The following is a 17,580-nucleotide window of genomic DNA, read 5'->3' as shown; positions in this document are numbered from 1 at the left end:
TTCTTGTAATGTCAACCTTACACCCATTTTCTGTTACACAAATATTTATAAAAACAGGAAACGATACCATGTTTCAGATATCGTTTCCCTATATCATACCCTTATGAATAGATCATCTCATGCAGAACAATTTCTTCTGCCCGGTTACGGATGTTATTGCAACGCTGCACCCATTCCATTTGAGAAGTACGCTTTAATTCCTCTGTCACGCCCTCGGTAGCTTTCATCTGCTCCATGATAGTGTCTAACCGTTCCTGTGCCTGTTCGTTCAGGTCTGCAAGATATGTCCACAATTCTCCGGTCAGTATCAGTGTGTTCAATCTGGATGGGTGGACTTCTCTTAAATATTCCCGGTGCATCCGTCCGTACTTTCCGATAGGACGGTGTTCCTCCGGCAGCTTCAAATCTGGGATATAGTAATCTCCGACAAGGATATAATCAATTCCGTTTTCTGTTATTCTTGGTTTCAATTCGCTCATATTTTTAATCTCCTCATTCTGGCTTATTTTTTGCAAGTCTGACTCTCCAGAAATATTGGTAAATCATTGGTAAAATTGAGAATGAAACATAAGAACTACTATTTATAGAAGTATTTAAGACGATTTGAGGCTTTTTATTCTGAACAGCAAATCCTGCCGTGACATACAAATAATACTTTTGTCATATTTTATCTCCTTTATCATAATTTTTGATTTTAAATTGTAGTATATATATTATAATATAATATTATTATTCCAGTCATTTACTTAATACGCATATATAGGATAGGATACGGGTTTCCTTGTTCATCATAATCTGTTCTTTTAAATGTTTTGAATCCCATATGTTCATAAAAGCCTATAGCTTGTGGATTTTGTTCATTTACTGTCACTCTATTGATTCCATAGTTTTCAATACCATATTTGACCAATGTCTTTCCAATCCCTTTTCCTCTATTTTCTGGAGAAACAAATAACATTTCCAATGAGTCATCCTCTATTCCTATAAAAGCAATTGGGTAATTATCATAGCCATTTATAATAGCTAAATGCTCAACATTATATAACGCTTCTGGTACATAGTTTCTTATACTATTTATTTCCTCATCAGATAAAAATGTATGTGTAGCTCTCACAGATTTTTCCCAAACATCTATTAGTTTTAATATTAACTCTGAACTACGTTTTTTTATTTCTACTATATTCATTTTTAATCTCCTTAAAATTTTTTTACTTCATTATTTACACATTTGATTGAAATTATTTCTAACAATATCATTCAACTGTATTTCAATCTCTTCAAATCTAACCCCAAGATCTAAACTCTTTGCACCAATCCTGTTTCCTCCCATAACATATTCGTTATCTGGAACAACTTTCTCATTTGTCATAGCATACAAAAGAAGTCCTGAAACCTCTCCATCATATCTGGATGCCATATTCTTGACATACGCATAAATCTGATACAGGTTGCTTGAATGAATTGTCGGCTTATCAAACCACCTCTGGACACTGTTTTTATAATACTTTGCATCTATAATCAACTTTTTTCCTTCATACTCAAGAACAATATCTGCATGCATAATAGGAAGCATGCTATCTGCTTCACCTATTATATCCCAATTAATATACGGCGAGCTAACTCTAATCTCTGGATATTCTTTCCTGAAATACTCAAACAGGAACTTTTCATAAAGTCTACACATCCTCTGTTCATCGAGAAAGTGCATTATCTTCATATTTCCGTCTTTTTCGTTTTGAACAAGTCCTTTTATTATCAGATAACAGATATTTATTATCATCTCGTAGCTTTTATTATTTCTATCGTATCTCATTTTCCAATTTATATCGCCGATTTCCAGAGTATCTACACCTTTAAAATACAGCAGAAGATTTTTTATATCTTTTCTTACACTCTTTTTTATATCCGATTTAAGAAGGATGAGCATCGTTGTCTTTATTATTCTATTCATATATGAATTTATAGAAAAGTCATCAAATGTGCATACAAGTTGTTTTTTCATTAGAGACATTGTTTTTATAGATTCGTTTATATCGATTTTTCCATGAACACATCCTATCTTCTCAGTTTTTTCTAAATACTCTCTGTGAAGTCCTCTTTTTATCTGCACAGATACAGCCTTTACAAGTATTGCAGACAGTAGATCCACTGCATTTTCAAATTCTTCAAAACAGAGTTTTCTGTACCCGTCCTCTCTCAATACTTTGTAGGCATATGAAAGCATATAGTATATATTTTGTATGAAAATACTATCTTTCATAAGAAATTACCTCTTTCAGACGTCTTTCCCAGTAAGTCGACCTCTCTTTATCGTCAAACCAGTACTCCCTCAACAGTGGAATTATTTCGTAATTTATAACTGATTCCATCCATTTCAAATCTATTTTTTCATCTGTACAGAAATAACTGTGTCCTATACAAAATCCTGCGCCTAAAGTATCGTCGTCTTCTATTTCCTTATTCAATTCTATTACAGTATTTATAAGTTTTTTGAATGTAGAATCCGATTTTATTTCCATATATGCTTCAAATCCTTCAGTAGTAAATGCTGGTTTCATCTCAAAAAACGCAAATCTTCTTCTAAGTGCATAGTCAAGCATAGCAAGACTTCTATCTGCGGTATTCATCATACCGATAATATATACATTTGGAGGAACACAAAACTCCTCATTAGAATAGATAAGCTGAATTTTTTCTCCTCTTTTGTCCGATTCTATAAGCATAAAAAGTTCCCCGAATATTTTACTTATATTTCCCCTGTTTATCTCATCTATTATAAAGAAGTAATCGTTTTTAATATCCTCTCTAGCTTTTTTGCAGAAATTATAAAAAGGTCCTCTTTTGAGTTCAAATCCACTTTCATTCGGTCTATACCCCATAATAAAGTCCTCATATGAATAACTCTGGTGAAACTGTACCATTTTTATTCTGCTTTCATCTTTTTCCTGCATCATTGAATAAGCTATTCTCTTTGCTACAAAAGTTTTACCTACACCAGGAGCTCCCTGAAGAATGATATTTTTCTTTCTTTTTATAAGTCCGACTATTGTATCGTAATCGTTTGGATTCATGTACACTTCATTTAAAAAGCTACCTCTATCATATATATCATCATAATCAGATAGAGCTTCTGATACGTTACAATAACCTTTACTCTCTGAATTTCTATTTATTTCTTCCTTTTTTCTTTTATTTTCCTCATCTGAAATAAGCCATGCATCATATGAAATCTCTATAAAATTTTCATACTCTACTTTATGTTCTAATATCATATCTGATATTATGCTGCATATTTTAAGATATGAATTTCCATCAGGAAATTCTTTTAAACCTTTAGTAATTTCGGATATTCTTGAGAATTCACCGTTTTTCTCACATAAAAACCATCTATTTCTTGAATCTAGATTTATATAACTGTATGGTCTTATCCAGAAGAGACCCATAGTAATATTCCATCTGACTCCCTTCTGTTTTACAACCCTATTGTAGCACTCTATAAATCTATTTTTCCTCTCAAGAGATTGATTCTCTTCATATTTAATAGCAGAAACAAAAAAATCCCATAGATTATCTATATCATCTTCCTCTCTATACTCTTTGAAGTAGTAGAATGTTGACATCATATTGTTTAATAATGGTACACCGTCAAATTTATATGGGACATCTGATTTTATTGAGAACTCTTTTTTTATTCCATTTAATATTTTTGTTCTATTCTCGTCTTTAAGTCCTTTATTAAAAAGTCCAAATATAGTAAATGGATCTATATCAAATACTTCTTTATTTGTTTCCAGTGTTGGAATTATCAAATTTATATTATGATATACTCTTTTTATTTTTTCTATAAGTTCAGTTCTATTTTCTTTATATTTGACTAGATTATCAGCTAGTTCCTGATAAAAATCTACCCATTTTATATTTATATTGTTCATAGTATCACCTTCTGTATTTTCAATAACATTTATAATAAAATTTTATCATCTAAAGTATAACTACACAACTATAGCTATTTATACTATCAAATAATAATATCTAAGCTAAAGCTAAATATTTATCAAAATTATATATTTATAAATAAAGGACAATCAAATTATTGATTGTCCTTTTGTATAAAATATTATTTTAACCTATCTATATCTCCATTTTGTATTTCTTTTAAATTTATTGAAACTCTATCTTCCGGCCAATCCCACCATTTAATCTCCAAAAGTCTAGAAATAGTATCCTCAGAGAATCTTTTTTTAATAGCCTTTGCAGGGACTCCCCCGACAATAGTATATGGAGGTACATCTTTTGTAACAACAGCACGAGCACCAATTATAGCTCCATCACCTATAGTTACGCCTGATAATATAATTGCTTCATAACCTATCCATACATCATTGCCAATAACAATATCTCCTTTATTATCCCAAGACTTTGTTACATCTTTTTTATCTAATCCCCATTCTTCAAAAAATAAAGGAAATGGATATGTAGATAACGATGATAAAGTATGATTAGCACTATTAAATATAAATTTTGCTCCACATGCTATGGAACAGTATTTTCCTATTTTTAACTTATCATTATTTATTGGATAATGATACAAAACATTATTTTTTTCAAACAATAGCGGGTCATTTACAAAATCATTATACATTGTAAAATCGCCAACACGTATATTTGGATCTGATATAATATTTTTTAAATAAACAGTTTGTTTATCTCCTGTACGCGGATAAATCTTTTTTACTGGAATAGTCATTTAAAATCCTCCTTAAAAATATATTATTATATAACTATTCCAGACAAAACAATACAACGTTTCATTTTACCACCTCTTAAAAATAAGCCTTATATTAATATTTCTATATATAACCTAAATCTCCTTCACCTTCTGAAGTGTATATATCGATTTATTCATATTAAACACATACCCAACTACACACACCACGAAAAAATATGGAACATACGCAAACCCGAACACCTCAGCCCCAATAAAAATCGGAGCAAACAGTGTATTTGTAGCACTGCCAAAAACAGCAGCGTAACCAAGAGCCGCAACCAACTCAACAGGCATACCCATTACACCCGCAACAACAACTCCAAGACTTGCACCTATAGAAAACAGCGGTGTAACCTCTCCACCCTGAAAACCTATAGAAAGTGTCCACACAGTAAAAATAAACTTTAAAATCCAGTCATAGACATAAATATCTTCCCCACCGAAACTGCTGCTTATCAGATTTGTACCAAGACCTGAATATCTCCCCATATGAAGTAGCATCAGAAATACACTTAGAACAACACCCATAATTGCAATTCTCATGATAGGATTTCCAAACTTTGCACTCATATATCCCTTCATATATTTAAGAGACCAGGCAAACATTCCACCAACGATTCCAAAGATCAGCCCAAGTAAAGCAAGTTTTATAAATATTTCAGGATTTAGTGATACACTTTCTGTAAGTTCAAATGTGAATTTTTCAAGTCCAAGAAATCCTGATACACTGCTCGCCGTAAATGCAGCAGTAAATGCAGGAAAAAGAGCCAGGTATTTTAGTTCTCCGGCTACAAGCACCTCCATAGCAAAAAGTATCGCGGCTATCGGAGTCTGGAAAAGTCCAGAAAACCCTGCAGCCATACCTGTTATCAGAAATATCTTTGATGCATTTTCAAAAGGAAGTTTTTTCCCTACATAATGTGAAAATGCCGCACCTATCTGAACTGCAACACCTTCTCTACCTGCACTTCCTCCAAAAAGATGAGTAATCCATGTTCCCATAACTACAAAAGGGATTAATCTTTTCGGTATTACATTCTCATCGCCATGTCCTACCTCAAAAACAAGTCCCATTCCCTTTGAACTTGTTTTTCCATATTTTGAATATGAATACACTATCAGTACCCCTGCAAGTGATAAAAACGGAAGAAATATCATAGGATTTGTATTTCTTATATCCGTTATTTCAAGAAGTATCTTTCCAAATATCGTATCAATAATTCCTACACAAACACCTATTGGAATTCCAGAAAGTCCAAGAAGTATTATTCCACTATAATTTCTGTATATTTTTTTTAATTTTTCAGTCATGTTTTTTCCTTTCTATTATTGATATGTTTATATTTCAAGGAAATATTCTCCCAATATATCCTTATACTATAATTATATTATTTGTTGTACACAGCAATTTATAATATAATTTTGAATCAAATAAAAAAAGCTGACAACTCCCGCGTAAAAGCAGAAGTCATCAGCACATTGGCAGTTTAGGATTAATTCCCTGGGAGAACCTCATTCCCATCAAATATAATAACATATATGCCGTTTTATTTCTATAATTTATTCTATAATAGATAGAAGATCAAGCGGTTTTTCAAATACATATTCAGGATTTTCTATTCCGTCATCTGTCACACTTCCCCATCTTGCATATCCGAAATCCATCCCAGACGCTTTCGATGCTTTGCAGTCAGCATGTGTATCACCGATATATATTACTTTATCAGCACTAAGTCCAAGTCTTTTCAGACATTCATTCATCGGTTCCGGATCCGGCTTGTGTCTGATTGTATCCTCTTCAAGAACCGCTGTTTTTATATATTTATCTATTCCTTTTGATACTATATCTATTTCATACTGAGCCCTTTTCTTTGAAGATACAACAGCCTGTATAATTCCAGCCTTATCAAAAGTTTCCAAAACTTCTTCAAATCCGTCGTATATAGTGGCTCCACCTTCGTATTCATTTACATATTTTACCCATCTTTTGTATGTCTCTTCCGGATTTTTAAATCCTAGAGTTTCTATAGTCTTCATACCAGGATATGCATAGAATTTAAGAACATCTTTAAGTTCCCAATCCTCTCCTGTTTCCTCTTTTATTATTCTAAGAAGTGGATACATATTCATATCCAAAGTATTTACAAGTGTTCCATCCAAATCATAAATTACAGCTTTATACTTTTTCATATTTTACCTCTCTGTCTCAATTATTTGTTGATTCCCTGTTGTTACTACAAAATTATAACATAATCAAGACATCGTTTACATAGTATAAAATTTATTCCTGAATTTCTATATTCATTCCTTTTGAAGCTATCATTTTTGATGATACAACAAATGCGATTATATAAAGTAATGCTGCAACAGCAAATATATAAGTATATGAACCACCACTTATTTCAAGAATCATTTCTGTTGTATTATTTCCTGTAAGTCCTGCAATTGCCCATGCTGAAAGTGCAAGACCATGTATTTCACTTACATTCTTCATTCCATATCTTGAAGATAAAAGGGCTGGAAGTGTTGAAAATCCTCCACCATATCCGGCATTCACAACAACAAGCAGAAGTATTACACATACTCCAGCAATTCCTGAATATGAATTTCCTGAAATTATGAAAACAACAAAAGACATACATGATACTATAAGGCTCATCACAAATATCACTTTATAAATAGTATTTCTATCACTCATCTGATCTGAAAGAGTTGAAAATCCGATTCTTCCAAGAGCGTTCATCGCTGCTGTAACAGATGGAACCGTACTTACAATTACTGCAAGAGAAGCGCTCGCTGCAAATACAAGACTTAAAAGCTGTTTTTCATAAGATATAAGCATAAGTCCGCAGTGTATATTTATGAAAAACATAAGCCATATTCCTGTAAATGTTCTGTCTTTGAACATATATCTCTTTCTGAATCTGCTCTTTTCGTCGTGTGCTTCTACCCAGCCTGCTGGTTTTCTGATTAGCAAATGCCCGGCTATCATCATCACAAAATATACGGCACCTAAAATATAAAACATAGAAGCTACACCGAAGTTTCTCTGTATAATTTCCATTATAGGTGTTGCAATCGCCTTTGCAAGTCCAAATCCCATTATAGAAATACCCGTAGCAAGACCTTTTTTATCTTTAAACCACAACATAAGTGTTTTTACCGGAGTTATATACCCTACTCCAAGACCTATTCCCATTACAAATCCGTAACATATATATATTCCTATAAGAGCAGTAACTCCTGTAGTATTATCTATAAAAAATCCTGTTCCTATCATCCCAGCTGTAAAAAACAGGCATGATATAAGAGATGATTTCTTTATATCTTTTTCTACCATTCTACCCGCAAATGCTGCAGACATTCCCAGGAAAAATATTGCAAATGAAAATGCCCATCCAACAGAAAATGTCGACATTCCAATCTGATTTGCTATTGCTTCCTTGAAAGTCTACCAGCAGTATACTGTCCCTATACTGCAATGTATAAGAAGTGCTGGAACAGCAGCTCTCATCCATCTGTTATTTAGAAGCTTGTTATTTTTCGAATCTTCTGATAATATTATTTTTCCCTCTTTCATTTCACCGACTCCTTTTGTATAAAATTTTTTCAACAAAAAAGGACAATACGAAAAATCGCACTGCCCAGACGGTCGGCTTTATATAAGATTCTGCTCCAATCGTGTTATTTCACGTCCCGTCAGTCACAGAATCCTGTCCTTTTGTTTATACGTCTATATTATCATACGCCCAAAATAAACGTCAATACTGAAAACGTTTAATCTAAGTTTTGTCAATTTACATATCGTTCTTTCTTTTGCTGTCTTTCATTCCCCAGACTATAGTCGCAGTCATAATAACTACAAGAACTAATACAGCCGAAAGTATACCGCTTCCACTTTGATTATATGATTTCAGAGTTATAAATAGTCCAAACACAGAAAACTCAAGCTCCAGAAGATACATCATTAACTGAATGCTTTTTCTTACTTCGACTTTATTTATTTTGTTTAACTTAAATGTAAGGTTCATACACTCCACATCTACAAAATGAGCACAAATACTTATAATACCCATAGGTATCATCATCAGTATACTTGTAAGTATTAAAGTCTTTGGAGATCCGTATCTATCCGGATTTCCATGTATATCAAAATGTATAGCTATATTATCTGGAAGAGTGTTCATTCCATATACAGATATAAAAAAAGATATTATCAATACTGTAAATGCTGAAAACTCAACAAATTTATGAAGATTTGACGGATACATTTTTTTCATAGAAATCACGCCCCCCGGCTGCTATAAATACTATTACCATTCCAATAAATGCACTTATTACAGATACTGCCATCATATTGTGTACACCTATATTGTCTATCAGATATCCGCCCAATAGATTTCCTACTACACCGCTTATCGTAAAAGAAGTAGTCATAAATGCCTGACCTTTTACCTTGTCTCTTTCATCCATTATAATATTTGCATAGTAAACAGATGCCGGTATAAAAAGTGCAAATGAAAACATCTGCATTATCTGTGATACATATATGATATATACACTATCAGCCATAAAAAACAGTATGGACTTTATAAAAAAGCTAAGTCCCGCTATTTTCATAAGTTTAGCTGAATCTATTTTTTCAACTATCTTTGAAAAGAAAAACATTGTAGGAAGTTCCAGAGCTGCAGCAAGTGCCACAGATATTCCCATATCCCGGCTGTTTCCTCCAAGATATTCCACAATCTGTATCATATATGTATTTGTCATATTGTGGAATGCAAAAAAAAATACAACTCCACATAGAAGAAACATATATCTTCTATGTCTTACAAAAAAGTTTCTTTTGTCTATATTATTCGACGCTGACGATATATCGCCTTTTTTATTTTCTATATTGCCAGACTCTGATATATTATTCTCTTCTGTAGTTGTTTCATATCTTTGTTCGTATAAATCTTTTTTATCTTTTTTCATTCTGAACTGCATTATAGAAACTATCAGAAGTATATACAGTATAAATGCCGATAGCGTTATTATATTCTCTCCATAAATCCGAACAGCGTATCCAAGTATATACGATACCACTGCATATGAAAATGATCCTATTCCTCTCGATGCTCCATAGTTTATATATTCTCCTCTATTTGTGTAGTATACATTTATCGAATTAAGCATTGGAAGCATTATATTTGTAGATGCCATAGCACCAACAAACATCACTACTTTTGCAGAATTTCCTACAGGAAGAAAATTTACACCTATTACAAAAGATATACCTATAATTGCCAGAAACAGTGTTATCTGCTTTATTGTGTATTTTCTGGTACTATCTGCAAATGTCGCAAGTGGTGGCTGTATAAGTGTTGAACATATACTTGAGCACGCCATTGCAAAGCCTATCTGTGATGCACTCATTCCAAGCGACATCATATATACAGCAGTAAACCCCAAAAGAGCGCTGTATATTCCCCAGTAGTTTATATGAAGAAATGTATATTTTCCAGCAAGATATTTTATATTATTCCGTTCCATCTCATCCTCCTCTATATGTTTATTCCAAGTTTTTTAAATTCATCATATGAAATGACAGCTCCACTTACCTTTATAATCTCAGATGCCACTTTATTTGCCAGGACTATTGAATCATGTATAGAAAGACCACTTTCAACTCCAGCAATAACAGCTCCAATATGCCCATCTCCTGCTCCTATGGTATCAACTGCCTCTGTTTTAAATCCATCCACTTTTGAAATTTTTCCATTTTCTATATACATGGCTCCATCAAATCCTATTGTTACTATGACTGTATTTGAAGTAATCTTGTATATTTCCTGTATCGCTTTTTCAATTGTGTTCTCTTTTGTAAATTCAATAGCCTCTTTTTCATTTATATGCATAATAGGAGAAAGTGAAAGTATTCTTTTCATGATGTCTTCTGAAATATCATTTATCTGTGGCCCTGGAGCAAAGAATATTTTTTTATTTCTCCATTTTTCTTCAAGCCATGAAACCACAATATCTCCACTTTCTCTGCAAACCTGATATCCATTGATACATATAGACGAATATTCCTCTGTATTTATATTTTCAAGCCATTCCTTTTTTATTTCTATCTCAACACCGTTTATAGTTATAAAACTTCTCTCTCCATCGGATTCAACAAGACAGATACAGTGCCCATTATCTTTTTCCAGATCTTTTATCATGGTATTGTATCCGTTTTCGTGAAGTCTTTTTTCTATTTCAGCTGCATAATCACCTGTTCCAATCGGAGTACATAAATCGTGAGGTATGTTTAGGTTTCTAAGCATACATGCTGTGTTGTATGCACATCCTCCGAGAGATGTTTTTCTGAGTGTGCATTCTACATCGTCACCAGATTCTGGAAGGGTGTTTATGTATAGGATTTCGTCTATTACAGCTGAACCAAAGATTAATGGTTTCATATGTTGTCCTCCTAGCTTTTATTGTTCTGTAATGTAATCGTAGATATCCTCTCTAACTGGATTTTCTAACTCATACGATATTTCAACAGCAGAAGCCTCTGTATTTGGCATTATAAATTCTTTCATATCACCTGCAAAATACATCTCGCCTAAGAAGTAAAATTCTTTAGACGTAGAATCATCTTTATTTTTTCTCACAAATAGAAATATTCTCGTTCCGTTCTTTTGAGCATTTATTATCTGTTGCATATCTTTTGAATTTTTATCTCTTTTTGATTTTGATATTGCTATTAGTTTCTTAGAGTTTATAAATCTATCCTCATATTTTATAGTATCATTTATGTTCTCATCTTTATTATAATTTATAAATATTGGGAATGTGTTTGTTTCCTCGTCATATTTATATCCCCCAATATTTAAAGCAACAACATTCGTGCTCCAATTTAAAAGTTTGCATACATCCTCATAAGTATATTTTTTATATAAGTTAAATTCTGTATCCTTATACTTATTTGAATAAGCTGCTTTATATTTCCTTATTCCATATTCTACAACTTCTAAAATTTCATACTCTAAATTTTTATCTGAGAGAGCCTTTTTAAACTTAGGATTAACTATATATTTTCCCTCACATTCATCTATAAACTTACAATTTGCATTTTTTCGCTTTTCTGTAGAGTTCACTGCAAATTCGTTTGATAAAACTTTTATAACGTTTCTTAGAACTGTGTCAGTCATTTCTATCCCAAATTCTGATTTTAATTCATCTATAGCATTAGATAGAAAATTATCTTTATTAATAACAATATTTTTCATTACTACAAGATCATGTATTCTCTTTCCATTTGCTAGTTTGTTAGATATAAATGCTAGTTGGTTCTTAGCATCATCGTCAAAAGTTATTTTATAATCATCCTTATCATACTTCATCAGAAATTCTGGATAAGAATTGCAAGTTTGAAAAATTCTCTCTGCATCTAAAGAACCGTATTTCTCAAAGTCTATAAGTTTTGGAATCCTTCCTAATTTGTATTTAAGATTGAAATACTCTTTTTTTATTATTGATACACTATTTAATTTTACTTTATCTATCTTTTCGTATATTCTTTCTCTAGCTATCTTGTCAAAATTAACTGTAGAGCACCCAGGTATAATTCTATTTCCCTCAGCTACATATCTTCTTATGTTGTCTTTGTTATACGATCTATCTCCAGAAAGTGCTATTGGTATAAGATAGTTATTTGTATAGTTTCCAATAAAATCTAATACTACAACATATTCTTTATCTTTAAACTTTCTAAGTCCTCTACCTAGCTGCTGGACAAATATAATAGCTGATTGTGTCGGTCTCAACATGACAATTTGATTTACAGAAGGAATATCTACACCTTCATTAAATATATCAACTGTAAAAATATATTCTATATAATCATCTCTAGTATCACTTTCAAGCCTATCTATTGCATCAGCTCTTTCACTTTCTGAATTTTCACCTGATAACGCTATTGTTTTGTATCCTCTTAAATTAAATTTATTCGACAACTCCTTAGCTTCTTTTATACTGTTGCAAAACACTAATCCTTTGGCCCTATCACCACTGTATCCATAAAATTCTATTTTTTCTATAATATGGTTTATTCTATCATCTGATACAAGGTACCTAAAATCAGAGTTATCACTTATAGTTTCATTTTCTACTTCTAATTCAGATATACCAAAATAATGGAACGGACAAAGCATATCTTCTTCAAGTGCATCCTGTAATCTTATTTCATATGCTATATTGTGGTCAAAAAGAGTATATATATCAAAACCATCAGTCCTTTCAGGAGTAGCTGTCATTCCCAACATAAACTTTGGATTGAAGTATTCTATTATTTTTTTATAGCTATTTGCACCACTTCTATGTGCCTCATCTATTATAATATAATCAAAATGATCCCTATTAAATTTTGTCATAACATCATCTTTTGACATCATACTTATAGTAGAAAACATATAGTCCACATCGTATTGTTTACTACTTCCCGATAAAATTCCACTCTTTATTTCTTTTCCAAGCACATTTTTAAAACTTCTCTCAGCATCTTTTAAAATAAGTTCCCTATGCACTAAAAATAAAACTCTTTTGGGTTTCATATTTTTAACATCAAATGCACTTAAATATGTTTTTCCAGTACCTGTTGCAGAAATTAAAAGAGCCTTATTTTTCCCATTTTTTCTCAAATTACTTAATGATTCCAATGCTTTGCTTTGCATAACATTTGGAGAAATTTTAAAATCATCGAATGAATATGTACGTATTTCTGTTCTTTTATTTTTATTTTTTCTAAAGTGTTTCTCATACTCTGTTATCCACTCTTTAGTAAGTGTTTCGGCATTGTTCCACATTATTTCAAACTCTAGATTTGTCTCTTGTATAAGTTCTCCTTCATCTAAAGATGAAACTTGTATTCCCCATTCTTTTGATTGTTTAAGTGCATTTTGAGTAAGGTTTGCGCTTCCTACTATAAACGTACTTTTTATATCGTCTTTGAACATATATCCTTTTGTATGGAAATCACCTTTTGTATATACTTTTACTTCGACATTTTTTAGTTTTAAAAGTTCCCTCAAAGCATTTGGATCATTAAACATTAAATAATCAGTGGTAAGTATCCTTCCTTTTGCATATCCTTCTATTGCTTTTAATGTGTCTTTTAACACAATTAAACCACTTTGAGTTATAAATGCTACTGAAAACCAAAATTCATTACATTTACTTAACTCTCTTTGGATATTTGCTAGTATAGTACTTCCACGTTTTATGTTATTGTATAATAACTTTGGTCTCAATGATTCAACCGAGTCGTATTTTGTATTTATAAATCCCGTTTGTAGAGCATCCAATAAATCAGTTTTTATTCTATCCATAATATTCTCCATTTTTATATCGAAATATATTATAAAATTATTACTTACTTTAATTTTATTGTATAATATAAATATAAAAAGAACCACGCAAGTGGCTTACAGAAAAAAGTTAATCATTTATTTTCTTCTCTTTTGAGAAGAACGACCACTTTTCTACAGCCAATAGAAGAGTGGTCGTTTATTTTGTCTAAATCTCTATTCCTTCAAGTATCATTCTAAGATCACTAAGCACCTGTCTAGTCGCTCTGTTTCTCACCTTTCTTCTATCTCCACTGAAATGATTCTCCCTTACAAAAGTCTCACCATCTACACATACAGCAGTATACACAAGTCCAACAGGTTTTTCATCAGTTCCTCCACCAGGACCAGCTATACCAGTAGTAGCAACACCTATATCAGATCCTGCCTCTCTTCTTATTCCTTCTGCCATCTCTCTTGCAGTCTGCTCACTTACAGCACCGTATTTATCAAGAGTATCCTGACTTACTCCAAGTCTTCTTACCTTTGCTTCATTAGTATATGTGACACATCCCTCTACAAATACCTCTGATATTCCAGGATAATTTATAAGCTGTGCTGCCACAAGTCCTCCTGTACATGATTCAGCCGCTGCGATAGTTTTTCCTCTTTTTACAAGAAGTTCTGCAACAGAATATTCAAGTGCAGATTCTCCATCCATTATAGATGAATCACCTTCAGCATATACATATTTCCCAACTATCTCTCTTATTTCTGCTGATTTTTCATCCAGCATTACTTTTGCTTCTTCCTCATTTTTCGCCTTTGCAGTTATCCTTATAGTTACTTCTGCCTCTTTTGCATAAAGTGCTACTGTAGGATTTGTCTGGCTATCAAGGATATCTTCTATCGCTATTTCAAGTGCCGACTCTCCTATTCCATAAAGTCTCATAACTCTGGATACAAGCATACTGTCTGTAAACTGCATCAGATAAGGTCTTATACTTTCTTCAAACATAGCCTTCATTTCTCTAGGTGGTCCAGGCATTACTATTATTCTTTTTCCATCTTTTTCAAATATTGCACCTGGTGCAGTACCGTTGTTGTTTTTTATAACAGTCGCTTCTTTTGGGAAGTACGCCTGTTTTTTATTGTTTGGTGGCACTGGTTTTCCCGGAGAAAATCTTCTGCATCTCTCTTCTATATATTTCCATGATTCCTCGTGAAGAACCATCTCCTGACCAAAATACTCCGCCGCCATTTCTTTTGTCAGATCGTCTTTTGTAGGTCCAAGTCCTCCTGTAGTTATTACCATATCACTTCTTTTAAGTGCCTCATCAAAGCACTCAAGAAGTCTCTTTGGATTATCTCCTACTGTACTCTGATTGAATACCTCTATTCCAAGTGATGCAAGTTCCTTTGAAAGGTACTGTGCATTTGTATTTACTATATCTCCTAAAAGAAGCTCTGTTCCTACTGATACAAGCTCTACTCTCATTTAATTCACCTCTTTGAAAAAATTATTCTATTCTAATTTTATCAGACTTATTTTCAGTAATCAATTTTATATACTGATGATAACTGTTTTGATTTTATATTTTTCTCTTATTATGCTAATTTTTCAATATAGGTACCACTGTATGTGATATTTTGTGATTATGTGGTTCTTCATTTGATTCCATCATTCTGTATAATTGAATTATAGGATTTTTAGATACGATATAACGATAATATTTATAATATATTTTAATGAGGTGATTATTTTGATGAAAGTTGCAGTTGTAATGGGAGGTATTTCTTCTGAAAGAGAGATTTCTCTTAAATCTGGAGAAGGAGTTTTTAATAGTCTTGATAGAGAAAAATACGAACCATTCAAAGTTGTTATAGATGAAAAAACAGATGTATTCACAAAAATACCTGATGATACTGATTTTGCGTTCCTTGCTCTTCACGGAAAATTCGGTGAGGATGGATGTGTTCAGTCAGTTCTTGAAACAAGAGATATACCATACTCAGGATGTGGACCTCTTGCAAGTGGTATGTGTATGGACAAAAATATTTCAAAGAAAATATGCAAGGCTTCAGGTATACCTACAGCAGACTGGATTACTGTAAAATCTGTTGATGAAATTGACTACGATAGAATAGAAAAGATGGGATATCCAGTATTTGTTAAGCCAAATTCAGGTGGTTCAAGTGTTGCCACTTTTATGATAAAAGAAAAAGAAGGTATAGAAAATGCTGTTATAGAAGGACTTAAAGTCGATACTGAAGTTATGATAGAACAGTATCTTCCTGGAGAGGAGTATACTTCATTTATATTAAATGGAGAGGTATTCCCTACTATATCTATAAAATCTGAGCAGGAGTTCTTCGATTTTGAGGCTAAATACTCTTCTGACAACGGTGCAGTTGAAGAAGTTGTATATCTTGAAAAAGAGCTTCAGGACAAAGTCGACGAATATTCAAAGGCATGCTGGGATGCGTTCGGATGTAGAGCTTATGTAAGAGTTGACTTTATAATAAGCGATGGAGTGCCTTATGTTCTTGAGCTTAATACACTTCCAGGACTTACAGCAACAAGTCTTATACCTAGAAGTGCGGCTGCAAGAGGTATAAACTACAGCCAGCTTCTTGATAAATTAATACAGTACTCTCTTAAATAATATTCTATATATATTTTTAGCCGGTGATTTTTCACCGGCTACTTTTTTATATTATAAAATTACATTCTTATAGCTGCTTCAAGTGCTGCTTCCATCATATTTGTAAAGCTTGTTCTTCTTTCATCAGCTTCCATAGAAACTCCTTCAAGTGGAAGATCTGATATTGTAAACATAGATAATGCTTTTTTACCTGCTCTTATTGCATTGCAGTAAAGTGATACTGACTCCATCTCAACACAAAGTACATTCATTTTTTTCCAATCTTCAAGGTCTGACATACTTTCATTGTAGAATACATCTGATGTAAAAACAGTTCCGACTTTATAGTCTACATTCTGCTCATCAAGTACAGATGTAACTGTTTTTATCATTTCATAATCTCCAGACGGAGTAAATAATCCCGGAAGTCTATACTGAGATATATAATTTGAATCAGTACATACTCCTGATGCTATTACTATATCTCCAAGCTTAAGTTCTTCTGATATTGCTCCGGCAGAACCTATTCTTATTATCTTCTCAACTCCATAGTGGTTGAAAAGTTCATACGAATATATTCCCATAGAAGGTATTCCCATTCCACTCGCCTGAACTGATATTCTCTTTCCTTTATATTCTCCTGTATATCCGAATATATTTCTTATAGTGTTATAGCATACAACATTTTCAAGATAATTGTCCGCTATTAATTTTGCTCTAAGCGGATCTCCTGGCATAAGTACTATATCTGCTATTTCCCCTTTTACTGCACTGTTATGCGGTGTTCCTTTTAATTCTGACATATTTTTCTCCTTTATAATATCAGACGGCAACTGTAACTGTCGCC

Annotated in this window: 16 protein-coding genes and 2 riboswitches; of the genes, 1 reads left to right on the top strand and 15 read right to left on the bottom strand. The window is 32.5% G+C overall.

Annotation, left to right across the window (positions count from 1 at the left end):
• Nucleotides 1-101 precede the first annotated feature (101 nt).
• The 14 genes from EXD82_RS02250 to EXD82_RS02190 form a co-directional block, all read right to left on the bottom strand.
• A complete protein-coding gene (locus tag EXD82_RS02250) occupies nt 102-479 on the bottom strand; it encodes a TnpV protein (RefSeq protein WP_142535299.1) in 378 nt (125 codons plus the stop codon).
• A gap of 263 nt (nt 480-742) precedes the next feature.
• Entirely contained in the window at nt 743-1,186 is a 444-nt protein-coding gene (locus EXD82_RS02245) for a GNAT family N-acetyltransferase (protein ID WP_142535298.1), read from the bottom strand.
• A 30-nt stretch (nt 1,187-1,216) separates the two neighbouring features.
• Nucleotides 1,217-2,260, bottom strand: a complete 1,044-nt coding sequence (mcrC, locus tag EXD82_RS02240; RefSeq protein ID WP_142535297.1) for a 5-methylcytosine-specific restriction endonuclease system specificity protein McrC — start codon at nt 2,258-2,260, stop codon at nt 1,217-1,219.
• The gene (locus EXD82_RS02235; protein WP_142535296.1) at nt 2,250-3,932 is read right to left on the bottom strand and encodes an AAA family ATPase; all 1,683 of its coding nucleotides are present in this window, start codon (nt 3,930-3,932) and stop codon (nt 2,250-2,252) included. The genes mcrC and EXD82_RS02235 overlap by 11 nt, the downstream gene beginning before the upstream one ends.
• 185 nt (nt 3,933-4,117) lie before the next feature.
• On the bottom strand, nt 4,118-4,747 hold the full coding sequence (locus EXD82_RS02230) for a CatB-related O-acetyltransferase (RefSeq protein WP_142535295.1): 630 nt from the start codon (nt 4,745-4,747) through the stop codon (nt 4,118-4,120).
• Nucleotides 4,748-4,861: 114 nt separating this feature from the next.
• Nucleotides 4,862-6,079 carry a chloride channel protein gene (locus EXD82_RS02225; RefSeq protein WP_142535294.1) on the bottom strand — a complete coding sequence of 406 codons (1,218 nt, stop codon included), beginning with the start codon at nt 6,077-6,079 and terminating at the stop codon, nt 4,862-4,864.
• Between the two features lie 144 nt (nt 6,080-6,223).
• Nucleotides 6,224-6,297: riboswitch (Fluoride riboswitch) on the bottom strand.
• Between the two features lie 31 nt (nt 6,298-6,328).
• Entirely contained in the window at nt 6,329-6,958 is a 630-nt protein-coding gene (locus EXD82_RS02220) for an HAD family hydrolase (protein WP_142535293.1), read from the bottom strand.
• Between the two features lie 91 nt (nt 6,959-7,049).
• Entirely contained in the window at nt 7,050-8,204 is a 1,155-nt protein-coding gene (locus tag EXD82_RS02215; protein ID WP_281282222.1) for an MFS transporter, read from the bottom strand.
• 15 nt (nt 8,205-8,219) lie between these two features.
• Entirely contained in the window at nt 8,220-8,348 is a 129-nt protein-coding gene (locus EXD82_RS10470; RefSeq protein ID WP_281282219.1) for a hypothetical protein, read from the bottom strand.
• 55 nt (nt 8,349-8,403) lie between these two features.
• Nucleotides 8,404-8,485, bottom strand: a riboswitch (ZMP/ZTP riboswitch).
• 80 nt (nt 8,486-8,565) lie between these two features.
• On the bottom strand, nt 8,566-9,048 hold the full coding sequence (locus EXD82_RS02210; RefSeq protein ID WP_142535292.1) for a DUF1648 domain-containing protein: 483 nt from the start codon (nt 9,046-9,048) through the stop codon (nt 8,566-8,568).
• Nucleotides 9,017-10,303, bottom strand: a complete 1,287-nt coding sequence (locus tag EXD82_RS02205) for an MFS transporter (RefSeq protein ID WP_142535291.1) — start codon at nt 10,301-10,303, stop codon at nt 9,017-9,019. Before EXD82_RS02205 ends, EXD82_RS02210 begins: the two co-directional genes overlap by 32 nt.
• Nucleotides 10,304-10,314: 11 nt before the next feature.
• Nucleotides 10,315-11,217 carry a PfkB family carbohydrate kinase gene (locus EXD82_RS02200; protein ID WP_142535290.1) on the bottom strand — a complete coding sequence of 301 codons (903 nt, stop codon included), beginning with the start codon at nt 11,215-11,217 and terminating at the stop codon, nt 10,315-10,317.
• An 18-nt stretch (nt 11,218-11,235) separates the two neighbouring features.
• A complete protein-coding gene (locus EXD82_RS02195) occupies nt 11,236-14,130 on the bottom strand; it encodes a DEAD/DEAH box helicase (RefSeq protein WP_246081988.1) in 2,895 nt (964 codons plus the stop codon).
• A 187-nt stretch (nt 14,131-14,317) separates the two neighbouring features.
• Nucleotides 14,318-15,586, bottom strand: coding sequence for a competence/damage-inducible protein A (locus EXD82_RS02190; protein ID WP_142535288.1), 1,269 nt, complete (start codon nt 15,584-15,586; stop codon nt 14,318-14,320).
• A gap of 268 nt (nt 15,587-15,854) precedes the next feature.
• Between EXD82_RS02190 and EXD82_RS02185 the strand changes: the two genes are divergently transcribed.
• Entirely contained in the window at nt 15,855-16,754 is a 900-nt protein-coding gene (locus tag EXD82_RS02185; RefSeq protein WP_142535401.1) for a D-alanine--D-alanine ligase, read from the top strand.
• 59 nt (nt 16,755-16,813) lie between these two features.
• Here the strand turns inward: EXD82_RS02185 and deoD are convergent, their stop codons facing one another.
• Entirely contained in the window at nt 16,814-17,536 is a 723-nt protein-coding gene (deoD, locus tag EXD82_RS02180) for a purine-nucleoside phosphorylase (protein ID WP_142535287.1), read from the bottom strand.
• Nucleotides 17,537-17,580: the final 44 nt, after the last annotated feature.

The sequence above is a fragment of the Peptacetobacter hominis genome (assembly GCF_006861675.1).
Taxonomy (GTDB): Bacteria; Bacillota; Clostridia; order Peptostreptococcales; family Peptostreptococcaceae; genus Peptacetobacter; species Peptacetobacter hominis.
The sequence above is the reverse complement of the archived record's forward strand: the minus strand, read 5'-3'. Positions and strand labels throughout refer to the sequence as shown.

What these genes read in the sequence shown, in the direction of transcription:
- EXD82_RS02250 (WP_142535299.1), bottom strand. Translation starts at nt 479, where the DNA reads ATGAGCGAATTGAAACCAAGAATAACAGAAAACGGAATTGATTATATC.
- EXD82_RS02245 (WP_142535298.1), bottom strand. Translation starts at nt 1,186, where the DNA reads ATGAATATAGTAGAAATAAAAAAACGTAGTTCAGAGTTAATATTAAAA.
- mcrC (WP_142535297.1), bottom strand. Translation starts at nt 2,260, where the DNA reads ATGAAAGATAGTATTTTCATACAAAATATATACTATATGCTTTCATAT.
- EXD82_RS02235 (WP_142535296.1), bottom strand. Translation starts at nt 3,932, where the DNA reads ATGAACAATATAAATATAAAATGGGTAGATTTTTATCAGGAACTAGCT.
- EXD82_RS02230 (WP_142535295.1), bottom strand. Translation starts at nt 4,747, where the DNA reads ATGACTATTCCAGTAAAAAAGATTTATCCGCGTACAGGAGATAAACAA.
- EXD82_RS02225 (WP_142535294.1), bottom strand. Translation starts at nt 6,079, where the DNA reads ATGACTGAAAAATTAAAAAAAATATACAGAAATTATAGTGGAATAATA.
- EXD82_RS02220 (WP_142535293.1), bottom strand. Translation starts at nt 6,958, where the DNA reads ATGAAAAAGTATAAAGCTGTAATTTATGATTTGGATGGAACACTTGTA.
- EXD82_RS10470 (WP_281282219.1), bottom strand. Translation starts at nt 8,348, where the DNA reads ATGAAAGAGGGAAAAATAATATTATCAGAAGATTCGAAAAATAACAAG.
- EXD82_RS02210 (WP_142535292.1), bottom strand. Translation starts at nt 9,048, where the DNA reads ATGAAAAAAATGTATCCGTCAAATCTTCATAAATTTGTTGAGTTTTCA.
- EXD82_RS02205 (WP_142535291.1), bottom strand. Translation starts at nt 10,303, where the DNA reads ATGGAACGGAATAATATAAAATATCTTGCTGGAAAATATACATTTCTT.
- EXD82_RS02200 (WP_142535290.1), bottom strand. Translation starts at nt 11,217, where the DNA reads ATGAAACCATTAATCTTTGGTTCAGCTGTAATAGACGAAATCCTATAC.
- EXD82_RS02195 (WP_246081988.1), bottom strand. Translation starts at nt 14,130, where the DNA reads ATGGATAGAATAAAAACTGATTTATTGGATGCTCTACAAACGGGATTT.
- EXD82_RS02190 (WP_142535288.1), bottom strand. Translation starts at nt 15,586, where the DNA reads ATGAGAGTAGAGCTTGTATCAGTAGGAACAGAGCTTCTTTTAGGAGAT.
- EXD82_RS02185 (WP_142535401.1), top strand. Translation starts at nt 15,855, where the DNA reads ATGAAAGTTGCAGTTGTAATGGGAGGTATTTCTTCTGAAAGAGAGATT.
- deoD (WP_142535287.1), bottom strand. Translation starts at nt 17,536, where the DNA reads ATGTCAGAATTAAAAGGAACACCGCATAACAGTGCAGTAAAAGGGGAA.